The organism is Seongchinamella sediminis, from assembly GCF_003457605.1.
GTDB lineage: Bacteria > Pseudomonadota > Gammaproteobacteria > Pseudomonadales > Halieaceae > Halioglobus > Halioglobus sediminis.
The window spans coordinates 31,817-47,345 of the sequence record NZ_QRAN01000019.1 but is presented as its reverse complement, the minus strand read 5'-3'; the positions used below and the strand labels follow the sequence as shown (position 1 = coordinate 47,345).

Annotated in this window: 13 protein-coding genes; 4 read left to right on the top strand and 9 right to left on the bottom strand. The window is 61.8% G+C overall.

From position 1 onward, the window contains the following. Window positions 1-115 precede the first annotated feature (115 nt). The 5 genes from lnt to miaB all read right to left on the bottom strand — a co-directional run bounded on the left by lnt (window position 116) and on the right by miaB (window position 5,404). On the bottom strand, window positions 116-1,639 hold the full coding sequence (gene lnt / locus DWB85_RS15630; protein WP_117956407.1) for an apolipoprotein N-acyltransferase: 1,524 nt from the start codon (window positions 1,637-1,639) through the stop codon (window positions 116-118). Between the two features lie 10 nt (window positions 1,640-1,649). After that, window positions 1,650-2,495 (bottom strand): HlyC/CorC family transporter, encoded by an 846-nt coding sequence (locus tag DWB85_RS15625; RefSeq protein WP_117956405.1) that lies wholly within the window; start codon window positions 2,493-2,495, stop codon window positions 1,650-1,652. Then, window positions 2,492-2,971, bottom strand: coding sequence for an rRNA maturation RNase YbeY (gene ybeY, locus DWB85_RS15620; protein WP_117956403.1), 480 nt, complete (start codon window positions 2,969-2,971; stop codon window positions 2,492-2,494). Before ybeY ends, DWB85_RS15625 begins: the two co-directional genes overlap by 4 nt. Beyond that, window positions 2,968-4,005 (bottom strand): PhoH family protein, encoded by a 1,038-nt coding sequence (locus tag DWB85_RS15615; protein ID WP_117956400.1) that lies wholly within the window; start codon window positions 4,003-4,005, stop codon window positions 2,968-2,970. Before DWB85_RS15615 ends, ybeY begins: the two co-directional genes overlap by 4 nt. A 64-nt stretch (window positions 4,006-4,069) precedes the next feature. Beyond that, window positions 4,070-5,404 carry a tRNA (N6-isopentenyl adenosine(37)-C2)-methylthiotransferase MiaB gene (gene miaB, locus DWB85_RS15610; protein ID WP_117956398.1) on the bottom strand — a complete coding sequence of 445 codons (1,335 nt, stop codon included), beginning with the start codon at window positions 5,402-5,404 and terminating at the stop codon, window positions 4,070-4,072. A 264-nt stretch (window positions 5,405-5,668) separates the two neighbouring features. Between miaB and DWB85_RS15605 the strand changes: the two genes are divergently transcribed. Continuing rightward, on the top strand, window positions 5,669-6,013 hold the full coding sequence (locus tag DWB85_RS15605; RefSeq protein WP_117956498.1) for a DUF1820 family protein: 345 nt from the start codon (window positions 5,669-5,671) through the stop codon (window positions 6,011-6,013). A 340-nt stretch (window positions 6,014-6,353) separates the two neighbouring features. Here the strand turns inward: DWB85_RS15605 and DWB85_RS15600 are convergent, their stop codons facing one another. After that, a complete protein-coding gene (locus DWB85_RS15600; protein ID WP_239017349.1) occupies window positions 6,354-7,634 on the bottom strand; it encodes an aspartate aminotransferase type Ic in 1,281 nt (426 codons plus the stop codon). 155 nt (window positions 7,635-7,789) lie between these two features. Between DWB85_RS15600 and lon the strand changes: the two genes are divergently transcribed. Then, window positions 7,790-10,213 carry an endopeptidase La gene (lon, locus tag DWB85_RS15595; protein ID WP_117956396.1) on the top strand — a complete coding sequence of 808 codons (2,424 nt, stop codon included), beginning with the start codon at window positions 7,790-7,792 and terminating at the stop codon, window positions 10,211-10,213. Window positions 10,214-10,454: 241 nt separating this feature from the next. Further along, a complete protein-coding gene (locus tag DWB85_RS15590; RefSeq protein ID WP_117956395.1) occupies window positions 10,455-10,892 on the top strand; it encodes a hypothetical protein in 438 nt (145 codons plus the stop codon). Between the two features lie 81 nt (window positions 10,893-10,973). On the opposite strand, the gene DWB85_RS15585 is transcribed toward DWB85_RS15590, so the two are convergent. Further along, window positions 10,974-12,050, bottom strand: a complete 1,077-nt coding sequence (locus DWB85_RS15585) for a phosphotransferase family protein (RefSeq protein ID WP_117956394.1) — start codon at window positions 12,048-12,050, stop codon at window positions 10,974-10,976. Window positions 12,051-12,226: 176 nt separating this feature from the next. Between DWB85_RS15585 and DWB85_RS15580 the strand changes: the two genes are divergently transcribed. Then, complete coding sequence (locus tag DWB85_RS15580; RefSeq protein ID WP_117956393.1) at window positions 12,227-13,495, top strand: PilT/PilU family type 4a pilus ATPase; 1,269 nt, start codon at window positions 12,227-12,229, stop codon at window positions 13,493-13,495. Window positions 13,496-13,504: 9 nt separating this feature from the next. Here the strand turns inward: DWB85_RS15580 and DWB85_RS15575 are convergent, their stop codons facing one another. Further along, window positions 13,505-13,870 (bottom strand): PilZ domain-containing protein, encoded by a 366-nt coding sequence (locus DWB85_RS15575; protein ID WP_117956392.1) that lies wholly within the window; start codon window positions 13,868-13,870, stop codon window positions 13,505-13,507. Further along, entirely contained in the window at window positions 13,870-15,477 is a 1,608-nt protein-coding gene (locus DWB85_RS15570) for a DUF1631 family protein (RefSeq protein ID WP_117956391.1), read from the bottom strand. The genes DWB85_RS15575 and DWB85_RS15570 overlap by 1 nt, the downstream gene beginning before the upstream one ends. Between the last annotated feature and the right edge of the window lie 52 nt (window positions 15,478-15,529).

The window sequence follows — 15,529 nt, the reverse complement described above, 5'->3', positions numbered from 1 at the left end:
GGACTGGTGTTTCCTGGTTCAGGGGTAAAAAAAGAAGCGCGAATTCTACCAGTAATTGCCGGGGGCGTCTGTAGTGGCGGGCAAGGTGAGGGGCGCATGGAGCGCGGTGCCCGCTTCAGTTCTCCTCGCGCCAGAACGCCAGGTACATGAGGTACATCAGCCCCAGGCCCAGGCCGCAGCCGATGATTACCGGAGCGGAACCAAAGCTGCCGAAGGGGGTTCTGCCGAGCATGGTCTGGGCCTCGCCCACCAGGCTGGTTTCGACGAACTGCCCGGTGGCCTCGACGATGTGGCCGCGGTGGTCGATGATAGCCGATATCCCGTTATTGGTGCCGCGAATCAGGTAGCGGCCATTTTCCAGGGCGCGCATGCGCGCCATCTGCAGGTGCTGCAGCGGGCCGAACGAGTCGCCGAACCAGCTGTCGTTGCTGATGGTAATCAGCAGGTCGGCGTGGCGGGCGGTGCTGGCCACCAGGTCCGGGTACACGATTTCATAGCAGATGTAGGGCGCTACCCGGAACGCGCCGGCCTGCAGCGGTGGCTGGCCGGCAGGGCCCGGGCTGAAAGAGGACATGGGCAGGTCGAAAAAGGCAATCAGGCCGCGCAGCCAGTTTTCCAGCGGCACGTATTCACCAAAGGGCACCAGGCGCTGCTTGTGGTACACCCCGCTGCCGGCGCCCAGGGCCAGAATGCTGTTGTGGGCGCCCTGGTTGTTCCCGGCACGGTAGGGAATGCCGGTCACCAGGGTGGTGTCGCTCATGCGCGCCCGGGCGTCGATGGGATCCAGGAAGCCGCGCGCGTTCTGGTAATAGTTGGGCACCGCCGCTTCCGGCCACACCAGGATGTCGTGGCCCAGCAGCGCCGAGGTCTCTCGCTCCAGTTGCCTGAGTATGGGCAGGTAATAGTCGCGGTCCCATTTGTGTTCCTGGGGCACATTGGGCTGGTAAATGGCGATGCGCAGCGGCTGCTCGCTGGCCAGCGCTACCCACTGGATGGGCTTGAGCACGCCGCCGCCCGCCCACAGGGTGAGCACCATGACGCCATAAGTGGCAATGGCAACCGGTTGCCTGCTGCGCCAGGCGAGGAATAAACAGCTGCCGCTGAGGGCGCAGATAAAAGACAGGCCGAAAACCCCGACGATGGGGGCCCAGCCGGCAATCCAGGTGTCGACGTGGGCGTAGCCCAGCAGCAGCCAGGGAAAGCCGGTGAGAATCCAGCTGCGCAGCCACTCCAGCAGCACCCACAGCAGTGGCAGGCCCATCAGCATGCCGCCCGGCAGGGGGCGCACCAGGCGCACATACAGCCAGCCGAACAGGCCGTGGAAAATCGCCAGGCCGGCGCAGAACAGCGCAGTGAGAGTGGCCGCCAGGGGCACCGGGGCGTAACCGTGCTCGTGAATGCTCACGTAGACCCAGGAAACACCGCTGCCGAACATGCCCAGGCCGTAGAGCCAGCCCCGCCACAGGCCCTGGCGGGGAGTGCAGGTGCTGAGCAGCCAGGCCAGCAGGGCGCAACTGACAATGCCAGCTGGCCAGATATCAAAGGGCGCCAGTGACAGGGTAACCAGGGCGCCCGCCAGTGGCGCAATCAGCATCACCTGCAGCGGCGACAATCCTGATTCGCTGTTAGTGTCCGGCACTGGGGGTGCTTCAGGCCTGGAGGGGGCGCATGCGCAGGCTGTGGATCTTGCGCAGGTCTGCGTTGATCACCTTGAATTCGAACTTATCAATTATCGCCAGCTCATTGCGTGATGGCATGTGTCCCAGGGCCTGCATCACCAGGCCGCCGATAGTATCGAACTCATCATCGGAGAAGTCGGTCTTGAAGTACTCGTTAAAATCGTCGATCGGAGTCAGTGCCTTGATGAAGTAGTCCTCATCGGAAATCTTGCGAATATAGCGGTCCGCCTGGGCATCGGTTTCATCTTCAATCTCGCCGACGATTTCCTCCAGCACGTCTTCTATGGTCACCAGGCCGGCGACACCGCCGTACTCGTCGATCACAATCGCCATATGGTTGCGGTTTTCACGAAATTCGCGCAGCAGGACGTTCAACCGCTTGCTCTCGGGTACCACCACCGTGGGCCGTAACAGGGAAGTGAGTTTGAAGTCGCTGTGATCCTTGTTGAGGATTTGCGGCAGCAGGTCCTTGGCCAGCAGTATACCCAGTACGTCGTCGGTACTTTCGCCCACTACCGGGTAACGCGAGTGGGCAGAGCGGGTGATCAGCGGCAGGATTTGCTCCAGCGACTGTTCTTCCTTGAGCACCACCATCTGCGCCCGCGGGATCATGATATCCCGGGCCTGCATATCCGATACCTGTATCGCACCTTCCATGATGCTGCGGGCATCCTCGTCGATCACCTCGTTCTCCGAGGCCACCGCCACCACGTCCAGCAGGTCGTTGCGGTTGCGCGGTTCGCCGGAGAACAGCTGGCCTATTTTTTCCAGCCAGGATTTGTCGCCCGAATCGCTGCCAGAGTATTCATCGCTCATGCGTCAGCATGCTCCTTGGGTATATTGTCCCGGTAGGGACAGGGAAAATTCAGTTGCCCGAGGATCTCGGTCTCCAGCGCCTCCATGGCCTGGGCTTCGGTTTCCTCGATGTGGTCGTAGCCCAGCAGGTGCAGGGTGCCGTGGACGGTCATGTGGGCCCAGTGGGCCGCCAGCGGCTTGGCCTGCTCGCGGGCCTCCGCGCGCACCACTGGCGCGCAGATGACAATATCGCCCAGCAGCGGCAGTTCAAGCTCCGGCGGCAGGTCCGCGGGAAAGGAGAGCACATTGGTGGGGCCCGCCTTGCCGCGGTAGCTCCCATTGAGCGCGGTCATTTCGGGAATATCCACCAGCCGCAGGCTGATCTCGGTGTCGCTGCTGCGACGGCCTGCCAGGGCGACGATAATCCAGCGTCGTATGTCGTCCTCGTCGGGGACCGGTTCGGTGCTGGCGCACTGGATGTCCAGTTGCAGGTTCACAGCTTGCCCTGGTCCAGGGGAGTGGCCTTGTCCTCGTGGTTGTCGTAGGCCTGCACGATGCGCTGCACCAGTGGGTGGCGCACCACGTCCTTGTTGGCGAAGTAGGTGAAGCCGATGCCATCGACGCCGTCGAGGATGTTGCCGGCGTGGGTCAGGCCCGACTGGGCGCCCCGCGGCAGGTCGATCTGCGTGGCGTCGCCGGTGATCACCGCCGTGGAGCCGAAACCGATCCGGGTGAGGAACATCTTCATCTGTTCCCGGGTCGTGTTCTGGGCCTCGTCAAGGATAATGAAGGCATTGTTGAGGGTGCGGCCACGCATGAAAGCCAGCGGTGCCACCTCGATGATATTGCGCTCGATATACTTGTTGACCGTCTCAAAGCCCAGCATCTCGTACAGAGCGTCGTACAGCGGCCGCAGGTAGGGATCGATCTTCTGGCTCAGGTCGCCGGGAAGGAACCCCAGCTTTTCGCCGGCCTCCACCGCCGGGCGCACCAGCAGGATGCGGCGCACCCGCTCTTCGAGCAGGGCCTCTACCGCGCAGGCCACGGCCAGATAGGTCTTGCCGGTGCCGGCTGGGCCAATGCCGAAGTTGATGTCCGACTGCTTGATGGTGCGGACATAGCTCTGCTGGTTTTTGCCCCGGGGCTTGATAGAAGCGCGTTTGGTGCGAATGACCTGGATCGCCTCAACCGGCTGGCCGTCGCCGGCCGCTTCCGCCAGGTGCTCCAGTCCCGCCTGCTGTAGTTGCAGGTGCAGGGACTCCGGGCTCAGGCCCACCCCCTGGCATATTTCAGCGTAGAGGTGGATCAGCAGCTGTTTGGCCGAGGCTACATTGACCGAGGGCCCGCTCAGCAGGAACTGGTTGCCCCGGTTGCTGATGGTGATGCCCAGGCGCTCCTCGATCTGCCGCAGGTGGCTGTCGAGCTGGCCGCACAGCATGGCCAGATGACGGCTGTCATTGGGCTCGAGAGTGAGGTTTTGTTGCGTCGCCGGCTGTGTTGCCGGCGTCGACGGTTCGGATTCGCTATTCAAAATGCCTGATGGCCCATTATGGGCAGAGTAGTTAGTTCAAAGGATATACGGGAAATACCAGCCGTCAACCGGCCTGCAGCACGCCGCGCAGCGAGTTGGGCAGGGCCTCGACAATCTCAACCTGGGCGAATTCACCAATCAGCTGGTGATCGATGCAGGAGAAATTCACCGCCCGGTTGTTCTCGGTACGGCCCTGCAGCTGGCCCGGGTCTTTTTTCGATACGCCGGTGACCAGAATGGTCTGGGTGCTGCCCACCATGCGCCGGCTGATCGCCTGGGCCTGCTGGTTGATACGGGCCTGTAATATCTGCAGGCGCTGCTTCTTGGTTTCCTCGGGTGTTTCGTCGGGCAGGTCCGAGGCGGGGGTGCCCGGCCTGGGGCTGTAGACAAAGCTGAAGGACACATCGAAGCCGATGTCCTCAATCAGTTTCATGGTGTCGGCGAAGTCTTTTTCGCTCTCACCGGGAAAACCGATAATAAAATCGGAGGAGATGCTGATGTCGGGCCGGATGTTGCGCAGCCGGCGAATCTTGGACTTGTATTCGAGGGCGGTGTGGCCGCGTTTCATTGCCGCCAGAATCTTGTCGGAACCGCTTTGCACCGGCAGGTGCAGGTGATCGACCAGCTGGGGAATGTCCGCGTAGGCGGCGATCAGGGCGTCGGAGAATTCCACCGGATGGGAGGTGGTGTAGCGGATTCTGGCGATGCCGGGAATCCTGGCCACGTAGTGCAGCAGCTCGGCAAAGTCGACGATGTCGCCCTCGTGGCTCTCGCCGCGGTAGGCGTTGACATTCTGGCCCAGCAGGTTCACTTCCCTGACCCCCTCGGCAGCGAGGTGGGCAATTTCGGCAATCACATCGTCCAGCGGCCGGGACACCTCCTCGCCACGGGTGTAGGGCACCACGCAGAAGGTGCAGTACTTGGAGCAGCCCTCCATGATGGAGACAAAGGCTGTGGGGCCGTCCACCCTGGGTTCCGGGAGGCGGTCGAACTTCTCGATTTCCGGAAAGCTGATGTCCACCACCAGGGTGCCGCCGGGGCCTGCGCGCTGCTCCATCATCTCCGGCAGCCGGTGCAGGGTCTGGGGGCCGAATACCAGGTCAACGTAGGGCGCCCGTTTGCCGATTTCTTCCCCTTCCTGGCTGGCCACGCAGCCGCCCACACCGATAATCAGATCGGGTTTTTTCTGCTTCAGGTGCTTCCAGCGTCCCAGCTGGTGAAATACCTTCTCCTGAGCCTTTTCCCTTATAGAACAGGTGTTTAGCAGGATTACATCGGCTTCTTCCGGGTTCTCGGTGGTCACCAGGTCATGGCTTTCTTGCAGCAGGTCACGCATACGGGCGGAGTCGTATTCGTTCATCTGGCAGCCGTGGGTCTTGATGTAGAGTTTCTTGCTCACTAATCCTCAGGTACGCTGGCAGCAGTTCTGCCGGCGAATGTGTCTGCAAAAGGGCAGCGGATTATACAGATTTACCCCGCTGAAACCTAGGCCCGGCAAGGCTTCAGCGCTGGTAATTCCTGCCGATGGTGGTAATATTGCCGCCCCCTGAAATCGCGGTCCGGCGGCCGGCGCTCCGGCGGCCGGCGCTCCGGCTTGCTACCGCGGTTCGATATCACGGTGGCCGGCCAGGGGCTCTGTTATCCGCCACCGCACGAGGAAACCATGCCAGCGCAACCCGTTTACAAAGTGATTTTCCAGAATGGCAACCAGGTCTTTGAGGTCTTTGCCCGGCAGATCTACCAGAGCGATATGTGGGGTTTCATCGAGATTGAGGAGTTCGTGTTTGGCGAGCGTTCGAAGATCGTGGTTGATCCCAGTGAGGAAAAGCTCAAGAACGAGTTCAGCGGGGTGACCCGCAGCTATATTCCCCTGCAGGCGATTATTCGTATTGATGAGGTAGCGAAGGAAGGCTCGGTGAAGATTTCCGACGTCAAGCCGGCCGAGGGCGGAAATGTGGCGAGTTTCCCGCTGGCGGGGATGCCGCCGCAGCAGACTACAGAAGAGTGAGGACTCCGAGCTTTTTGTGTTGATCCGGTTCCGGGGCTGGCTCAAACGAGCATGGATTGAATTTATCCCAGCTGTCTTCACAGTTTCAAGCGCCGTTACTTTGTTCGAATTGAAAGCTGAAAGAGGTTCGGTGGCGGGGTATAGCTGCTGAAACAATCAGGCCACCGCTTTTTGCGGAACGGAGTTTACGGGGGATTTCCGCGAGGACTGTCTGAGGTCGCTTAGCGGTTGCGCGCAGCAACCGCTGACCGAGTTCCGCAGCGGCCCGCAAACGCAGTGGAGTTTGTGGTCGTTTCAGCAGCTATACCCCGGTGCCGAACCGGCTCGCGAAGGCGCAATCTCAAGAGTTGGATAGCTGTTGCCTCAATGTCGCCAGCTTCACACAAACCACGAAGGCCTCCGCAGTCGCTTTCACGTCTTCCAGTGAGGGAAAGCTGGGCGCCAGCCTGATATTGGAATCATCCGGGTCCTCGCCGTAGGGAAAAGTGGCGCCGGCGGGGGTGAGGGCGACGCCGATCCCGGCGGCGAGGCGTACCACGTCTTTTGCCAGCCCGGGGCGGGTGTTGAAGGAGATAAAGTAGCCGCCGCGCGGCGCCAGCCATTCACCCATGCCGGTGCCGGCCAGTTCCCGGTCGAGTATGTCCAGGACCGCTTCGAAGCGCGGCCGCAGGATGGCGGCGTGCTTGCGCATGTGTCCGGCGATGCCGTCGGCGTCCTTGAGCAGCCTTACATGGCGCAGCTGGTTGACCTTGTCGGGGCCTATGCTCTGGATGGACAGGTGGTTCTTGAAGGCGGCCAGGTTATCCTCACTGCTGGCGAGGAAGGCCACGCCGGCGCCGGCGAAGGTGATTTTCGAGGTGGAGCCGAACTGGAACACATTGTTTGCGGTGCCGTACTGCTGGCAGTAGTCGCTGATGCTGGCGAGTCGGGGCGCGTCCTCGTATAGCGCATGCACGGCGTAGGCATTGTCGTACATCACCAGGAAGTGCTCGCTAGCGAGGGTGCCCAGCTTGGCCAGGCGGGCCACGGTCTCGTCGCTGTAAACGCAGCCGGTGGGGTTGGAGAAGCGGGGTACGCACCAGATGCCGCTGATGCTGGCATCGTTGCTGATCAGTGCTTCCACCAGGTCCATATCGGGTCCGCTCGCCAGCAGGGGCACGGGGATCATTTCAATGCCCAGGTACTCGCAGATAGCGAAGTGGCGGTCGTAGCCGGGTACCGGGCAGAGGAACTTGACCTCGTCGGAATTGCCCCAGGCGGAGCCGGGGCCGCGCAGGCCGGCGCTGAGCGCCAGGTCTATCACCGTGTACATCAGGGTAAGGCTGGCATTGCCGCCGACCAGCACATTCTCCATGGGAACCCCCAGCACAGTGGCGAACAGGCGCCGGGCCTCGGGCAGTCCCTCCAGGCCGCCGTAGTTACGCACGTCGATGCCGTCCTCGCTGCGGTAGTCGCCAGCCAGGATGCCATCGAGCGGGTTGCTGAGGCCCAGCTGCTCGCTACCGGGTTTGCCCCGGGTCAGGTCCAGCGCCAGCTTGCGCCCGGCGAGCGCCCGGTACTCGGCCTCAACGGCTTCCAGTTGGCTTGAAATGTCTGCCTGCGACAGCTGCTCTATATGCACGGCTGAGTCCTCTGGTGGTCTAAACTGGATGTATCTGTGGTGTGCCATTATACCGGCGCCTGCCAGCGCCGGCACGGTGCCCGCCGGTCGTGCTTGAAAACCGCGTCCGTTGGCCACATATAGCCTGCATTAACCAGCGTAAAGAAGGACAGGGCATGGATCAGCATGAGGATACTGTAGACGCGGATATCGTGGAACCTGGCGAGGGCAACAATGCCCCGGCGGTGGCTGACGACGTCCTGCCGGATACGCTTTACCTGATGCCATTGCCCAACCGGCCATTCTTCCCCGGCCAAGTGCAGCCGGTGGCGATTAATGCCCGGGAATGGTCGACAACGCTCAAGGGTGTCAGCGAGAGCAACCAGGGCCTGATTGGCCTGTCCTACGTTCCCCGCAGCGACAGTGGCGATATCGATACGCGCCAGTTCCCGGACATGGGTTGCGTGGTCCGGCTGCACCGGCCGCCAATGCCCGGTGACAATCAGGGGCAGTTCCTGGCCCAGGGTATCCGCCGGTTCAGGATTGTGCGCTGGTTGAATGATAAACCACCCTACCTGGCCCAGGTGGAGTATCCCCCCAGCCAGGGCGACCGGGACTCCGATGAGGTCAAGGCCTACGCCATGGCCCTGATCAAGGAGATCAAGGAACTGCTGCCGCTGAACCCGCTGTACAGCGAAGAGCTCAAGCAATACCTGGCCAATTTCAGCCCCACCCAGCCCAGCCTGCTGGCGGATTTTTCCGCGGCCTTGACCACCGCCTCTGGCGAGCAGTTGCAGGAGATTCTTGAAACCCTGCCGCTGATATCGCGCATCGAAAAAGTGCTGTCACTGCTGCGCAAAGAGCGGGAAGTGGCGGAGCTCCAGGGCCAGATCACCAGCCAGGTTAATGAGAAAGTTTCCGAGCAGCAGCGCGAGTTTTTCCTTCGCGAGCAGATGAAAATCATCCAGAAAGAGCTGGGAATCTCCAAGGATGACCGCAGCTCCGATGTGGAAATGTTCGAGCAGCGTATTGCCGACAAGGAGCTGCCGGATGCGGTGGCCACGCGTATTGGCGATGAACTGCAAAAGCTGTCGGTACTGGAAACCGGATCACCCGAATACGGTGTCACCCGCAACTACCTCGACTGGGCCACCTCGGTTCCCTGGGGTGTGCACTCGGACGACAACCTGGACCTGCAGCATGCGCGCGGGGTACTCAACGCGCACCACGAGGGGCTGGCGGATGTAAAAGCGCGCATTCTGGAGTTTCTGGCGGTGGGTTCCTTCAAGGGCGAGATATCCGGTTCCATCCTGCTGCTGGTAGGGCCGCCGGGGGTGGGTAAAACCAGTATCGGCCGTTCCGTGGCCGACGCCCTGGGGCGCGAGTTCTATCGCTTCAGCCTGGGCGGCATGCGCGACGAGGCGGAAATCAAGGGACACCGGCGTACCTACATCGGCGCCATGCCGGGCAAGTTCGTCCAGGCCCTGAAAGAAGTGCAGGTAGCCAACCCGGTGATCATGCTCGACGAGATCGACAAGATCGGCGCCTCCTTCCAGGGTGACCCGGCATCGGCCTTGCTGGAAGTGCTGGATCCCGAGCAGAACAGTGAATTTCTCGACCATTACCTCGACCTGCGGGTGGACCTGTCCAAGGTCCTGTTTGTCTGTACCGCCAACCAGCTGGACACCATTCCCGGCCCGCTGCTGGACCGCATGGAAATCACCCGGCTGTCCGGCTATGTTGCCGAGGAAAAGCTGTCCATCGCCCGCAAGCACCTGTGGCCGAAGCAGCTCAAACGCCACGGCCTGGCTGAGGAACAACTCAAGATTAACGATGCCGGCCTCAAGTATGTCATCGACTCCTACTGCCGCGAGGCGGGGGTGCGTTCGCTGGAAAAGCAAATTGCCCGCATCATGCGCAAATCCATCGTGCGCATGCTCGATGAGGATGAAGAAAAATTGCGGGTGGGGAAAAAGGATATCGACGAGTTACTGGGCAAGCCGCCCTTCATCGCCGACAAACCCATGCGCGGTCTCGGGGTCGCCACCGGACTGGCCTGGACTGCCATGGGCGGCGCCACCCTCGCGGTCGAGTCCTCCCAGATTCACACCCTCAACCGGGGCTTCAAGCTTACCGGTCGCCTGGGTGACACCATGCGCGAGTCGGCGGAGATCGCCTACAGCTACGTGATCAGTCATCTCAAGGACTATGGCTGCGATCCCGATTTCTTCGACATGAGCATGGTCCACCTGCATGTGCCGGAGGGGGCCACACCCAAGGATGGCCCCAGCGCCGGCATTACCATGGCCACAGCGCTGGTCTCCCTGGCGCGCAAGGAGCGCATCAAACGCCCGCTGGCCATGACCGGCGAGCTGACCCTGACCGGCCAGGTGCTGCCCGTGGGGGGGATTCGGGAAAAGGTGATTGCCGCCCGCCGCAGCAAAATCATGGAGCTCATTCTCCCCCACGGCAACCGGCGAGATTTCGACGAATTACCGGACTATCTCAGGGACGGAATTAACGTGCACTTTGCCCGCAACTACCGCGAGGTGTTCGAGTACGTGTTCCACGAGCACCGGCTGGAGAAGTCCTTGCACTGAACTGGGCTCCAGCATCTGGTGACTATTAGTGGTCGCCTGTTACCAACGATGGTGGCAGACCAGTAACAGGTGCGACGGAGCGCGGTGGCCAACTGGCAAATTTCCGCTTGTCTGCTAGTCTTCGTGGACTAACGTCTGTACTGCGTACCCTCACTTTGGAACGCGGAGTGTCACCGTTCGTGCGCTAATCACCGACACAAGTGGCATAAGGGAACAGATGAGGCGGTGAAGGAGATGAGTGATGGGGATCATAGTCACCTCATTAGCGGTATTCGCAATTTTTGTCCTGCTGGTATTTTTTCTCTGGCGTGGTATCGGATCGCCGGGAACAGCGGGTGGATTTGCTGATAAACGGCACAAAGGGCGCCGCAAGGATTTGGCAGCCAGTACCAGAAACCGGTATCACGCGGTTACGGTGTCCCCGATGGAGGGCGGTTGCGAGGCCGTCAGAAACCTGCCAAATCGTCGCTACCTGGTTGATGAGGCACCGCTGTTACCCCTGCCCAATTGCACCCGGCAGCGCTGTGACTGCAAGTATGTGCACTATCAGGACCGGCGCGATCCGGGAAGTGACCGCCGACAGTCACCCGGTGCGGCGATCGAAAGCTATCTGCTGAGAGACAAGGGTGAGCGCCGGAACCCCAGAGGACGCAGGCGGGAGGATTGGGCGGTGGCCTGAACAGGGCGACAGTGAATCCGCCTCCCAGCCCTTACCTCCGCAGCCGGGTTCTTTGATAAATGATTCACAGTGTTGTGACGACTATCCCGACATCCCCCCGACCCTCTCCAGGTGCTTGTGCAGCAACTGGCAGGCAAAATTTTCCTGTACCAGGTCGTCCTGCCCGGTGGCCACCATGATTCGGGACAGGATCAGGCCGTAACGCATGCCGGCAAAAATGAGATAGTAGTCGTAGTCACTGGCGGAGTAGCCGGAGGCCTGTTCCCACTGGGCCACGGTGTCCTCGTAGGAGGGTAGCCCGGGCAGCCGGGGCAGGCCCAGGCCCTCGGCGAAGGTGGCATCGATGAAGTTGAACCAGGCAACGTCCTGTACCGGGTTGCCCAGTACCGCCATTTCCCAGTCCAGCAGCGCGGCCACGCCGTCCAGGGATTCCCGGAAGATGATATTGCCGAGGCGTGAATCGCCCCAGCACAGTACCGTGGGTTCATTCCCGGGCTGGTTGGCCTCCAGCCAGTCGAGCGCGGCGCTACCAATCTCGTGGCGGGTGCCTTCCATCGCCCAGTCGTGATAGCGCCGCCAGTAGGCGAGCTGTTGCTGCAGGGGCGTGGCGCTGCCGCTGGCCAGGTGTCCAAAGCCCAGCTCGCGGTAATCCAGCCGGTGGTAGCGGGCCATGGTGTCTACCGCCGCACGCCACATTGCCTCCCGCTGGGGCTCGGTGGTTTCATGCACCATCCAGCCGTCCATGCTGTAGGGGGGCATGTCGGTGGGAATGCGGCCGGGGGTAAACTCCATGATGTAGAATTGCACACCCAGCAGCGCGGGGTCCGCTTCCAGCCCGAGCAGCACGGGAACCGGGATGTCGCTGGTTTCAGCTACCGCTTCCATGACCTGGTACTGTTGCCGCAGGTCGTAGCTGGGAAACACCGGGCGCTCGATTTCCGGCTGCAGGCGGCCAACGCAGGACAGCGACTTCGTCTCGCCCTGCTCCTGCCAGTTAATGTCGAACAACAGGGTGACATTGGACATGCCTGTGGCTTCCGGTATGTCCAGACCGCTGATGCTGATGTCGGTACCGCGGCGCTCGGAGAACCAGCTCTCCAGTTTCCGGCGGGTGCCGTCCAGGTCTTCTACCAGTGGCGTGGGTCTTTCTTCTTTCACCCGTGTACTCCAGCATTATTTTCGCTATACGCCCGTATTGTATTTGCCAAAGTCGAGATTGTCTAACCCCGGCTATAGGAGAGCCCTACACAAGCTGCTAGAGTAGCCGGGTTTGCGCGTGGCCCGCTGGCAGTCGGCGCAAAACCCGGAAATAACAAGGTATTGGGGGATATGGGGTGAGAATTACAGAGTGGCTTAAGCACCTGGCGGCGGAAAACGGCTCGGACCTTTACCTGAGCACCGGGGCGCCGCCCTGCGCCAAGTTCGACGGGCACCTGCGCCCCATCGACAGCGAAATTCTCAAGCCCGGCGAGATCCGGGATATCGCCTACGAAGTCATGGACGCTACCCAGCAGGCGGAGTTCGAGCAGGAACTGGAAATGAACCTGGCCACCTCGATCCCGGGCTACGGCAGGTTCCGGGTCAATATCTTCCTGCAGCGCAACGAGGTGGCCATGGTCTGCCGCAATATCGTGGCCGACATTCCCCGCTGGCAGGACCTGCGCCTGCCGGAAATACTCCCCGAGGTCATGATGCGCAAGCGCGGGCTGGTGCTTTTTGTCGGCGCCACCGGCTCCGGCAAATCCACCTCGCTGGCGGCGCTGATCGACTACCGCAACGCCAACAGCAGCGGCCATATCGTCACCATCGAGGACCCGGTGGAGTATGTGCACAGCCACAAGAAATCCATCGTCAACCAGCGCGAGGTGGGGGTGGATACCCGCAACTGGCACAACGCCCTGAAGAACACCCTGCGCCAGGCCCCGGACGTGATTCTGATTGGTGAGATCCGCGATCGCGAAACCATGGAGCACGCCATCGCCTTTGCCGAAACCGGCCACCTGTGCATTTCCACGCTGCACGCCAACAATGCCAACCAGGCGCTGGACAGAATCATCAACTTCTTTCCCGAGGAGCGCAAGGCCCAGCTGCTGATGGACCTGTCGCTGAACCTGCAGGCCTTCGTGTCACAGCGCCTGGTGCCCACGGTGGACGGCAAGCGCTGTGCGGCCATCGAGGTGCTGCTGGGTACGCCGCGGGTGGCCGACCTGATCCTGCGCGGACAGATCGAGGGTATCAAGGAAGTTATGCAGAAGTCCGAGAACATCGGCATGAAGACCTTTGATACCGCCCTGTTCGAACTGTACATGGAGGGACTGATCAGCGAGGAGGAGGCCCTGCGCAATGCCGACTCGCCCAATAACGTGCGCCTCAAGATCAAGTTCGCCCAGGAAGACGGCGGATTCGCGCCGTCATCCACGTCGCCGGATGCGGCGCCGGAGCTGGAGCGGGACGAAGGTGCCGGGGCCGCGGAATCGACAGCCGGGGATGAGCAAGCCGCAAGCGAGGCGCCAACAACCTCACCGCCGCCGGCGTTTGGCACCAGCATGGATGAGCTCAGCCTGGAAATTATCGAGGAAGAGGAAGAAGAGCGGCTGTTCTGAACCGGCCGCTTATTCGAGGCCGGATATCAGGTCTATCCACCGGCCGATATCGGAGTGGCCGGCTGGTAACAGGGCGAGTCCCGCCAGCCACGGCTGGTCCGCGGTCTCGCCAGCCCGGCACCACCTGACCTGGGCGGCGAGGAAGAAGGGTTCGCTGGCGGCATCGCCGACCTGTGGCGGCTCAATGCCGATCTGCAGGTAAGTCTGCTCGATCAATTCGTGCTCGAGGGCCACCTGCAGGCCGTTGGCGGAAACATCCAGGGTTTTACAGGTCGCGATATGACCCGGCGCATCGCTGCCGGATGCCGGCGCTTCAAGCTCGATAAAGACCCGGGTTTCCACCGGTAGCCGCAAGTGTTTTCGCTCCAGGTCCATTAGCCTTGGTGCCTCTTCATGCGGTCGCGAGCGCGTTCTACCTGCTCGCGGAAATTGACTTTGGTTTCCAGAATGTCCACCTGTCCCTCCTGGATCAGGGCCAGGTACTCATCTGCCGCCAGGCGGCGCTGTTCCACGCCCTTGCGATTGACGAAGATGAACAGCTGGCGCACCTTGTCGTGCAGGGCCAGCTTGGCCAGCAGGGGTGGGTCCACGTCGTGAAAGCCCAGCCAGGTTCCCATGGGCAGCTCCGGCACACCGGCATCCGGCAGATCGGGTTTTTTCGGCGTCTCACTGTCGACTTTTACGGGCGGGAGCTCATCCGTGGAGCCAGTGTCGGCTGCGAGGGTCTTTTCAGCCGCCGCGTTGTCAGCGGGCAGCGGCTTGCCGGTGAGCTTTGCCAGCGCCTCCCGGCTGTCTATGCCTGCGGTTGCCGCCAGTGAGCGGCTGAAGCTGCAGCCAGCGCTCAGAGGAATGGCTTTGCCCTCGACGAGCAGCTGGGCGAAGCTGGCGTAGTCCATGGCCTGGACCCGGGCGCCGGCATGATTGCAGAACAGCAGGCGCTGTTCATCGTCCTGTTTCATGGCGAGCTGTATGCGCAGGGTGCCGCCTCTGCGGGCCTGCACCAGGAACCACTGACCGGTTTCAATGGCGTTGATCTCGGCGATAGCCTCGCCGCTGCCCTTGGGCTTTTCGTCAATAGCCAGCAGCGGGCAATCACTGCGCTGGATGTCCTCGCCGCGGCCAACGCGGAGATGGATGTACTCGATGTTACTGATAGCCTGTTCCGCCGCCTGGGCATCGTGTTGCAGGCTCAGCAGCCACTGCTGCAGGTCCCTGCTGATGTCGGCGACGGATTTGAGTCGCGAGTCGTTCCCTGCCGGCTGCAGCGAATCTACCAGGACCCCGGTGGTATTGACCATGGCCTGCCACTGCTTGGACTGCTCACCGAATTTGAGCAATACCAGCTGCGCGCTTTCATACCAGGGACCAGCGAGGAACTGGCCGATTGCGGGTGGCAAGGGAAAGCGCTGCAGCTGCTGGTTGATGGCAAGCGCTGCGGTATTGCGGGCCCGTGCTGTCCGCAGCTGGCCGCGCTCCACATCGGCGGTGCGCTTGGCCATGCGCTGCTGACGGGTTTGCAAGCGCTGTGCCGACTGGACGCTTGCCCGCAGCAGCGACATCAGTTCGTCATCAGTGGCTTCCATGTTAGCCAGGGCATCATCGACGGCTTCTGCAACGAGCTTCAGCAGTGGCTCGCCGGCACGGCCGAGGCCGTCCTGCCAGCCCACCGCTGCCAGTTGCAGGGCGTCGAGCGCCTGGTGCAGGGGATGGTTGCCCGGCGTAAAAAACTGGGGGTCGGCAAGTGCCATGATAGCGATTACCGGCTGCAGCCGGCGTAACTGCCTGGCGATTTGCTGCTCCAGCGGGTAGTGCTTTTCCCAGTGGGCGAAGCTGGCCCCGACCCAGGCCAGGATGGCGCTGTCCTCCGCTGCCGGCAGGGCGGGATCGCCAATCTGCTCGGTTTGCGCCAGTACCGCTTGCAGTGGCGGCAGGTCGGGCCGGTGACTGGTGCGAATATAGGCAATGAGTTCTTGCCGCGGCATTGCCTGCCCCCCTCTGGCAGACAGAGCCGGATCGGCAAACTGTTGCCGCACC

Bases quoted from the DNA above. Each gene is read 5' to 3' on its own strand.
- DWB85_RS15575 (WP_117956392.1), bottom strand. From the start codon at position 13,870: ATGGACCTGGAGCGAAAACACTTGCGGCTACCGGTGGAAACCCGGGTC.
- DWB85_RS15605 (WP_117956498.1), top strand. From the start codon at position 5,669: ATGCCAGCGCAACCCGTTTACAAAGTGATTTTCCAGAATGGCAACCAG.
- DWB85_RS15590 (WP_117956395.1), top strand. From the start codon at position 10,455: ATGGGGATCATAGTCACCTCATTAGCGGTATTCGCAATTTTTGTCCTG.
- lon (WP_117956396.1), top strand. From the start codon at position 7,790: ATGGATCAGCATGAGGATACTGTAGACGCGGATATCGTGGAACCTGGC.
- DWB85_RS15570 (WP_117956391.1), bottom strand. From the start codon at position 15,477: ATGCCGCGGCAAGAACTCATTGCCTATATTCGCACCAGTCACCGGCCC.
- DWB85_RS15625 (WP_117956405.1), bottom strand. From the start codon at position 2,495: ATGAGCGATGAATACTCTGGCAGCGATTCGGGCGACAAATCCTGGCTG.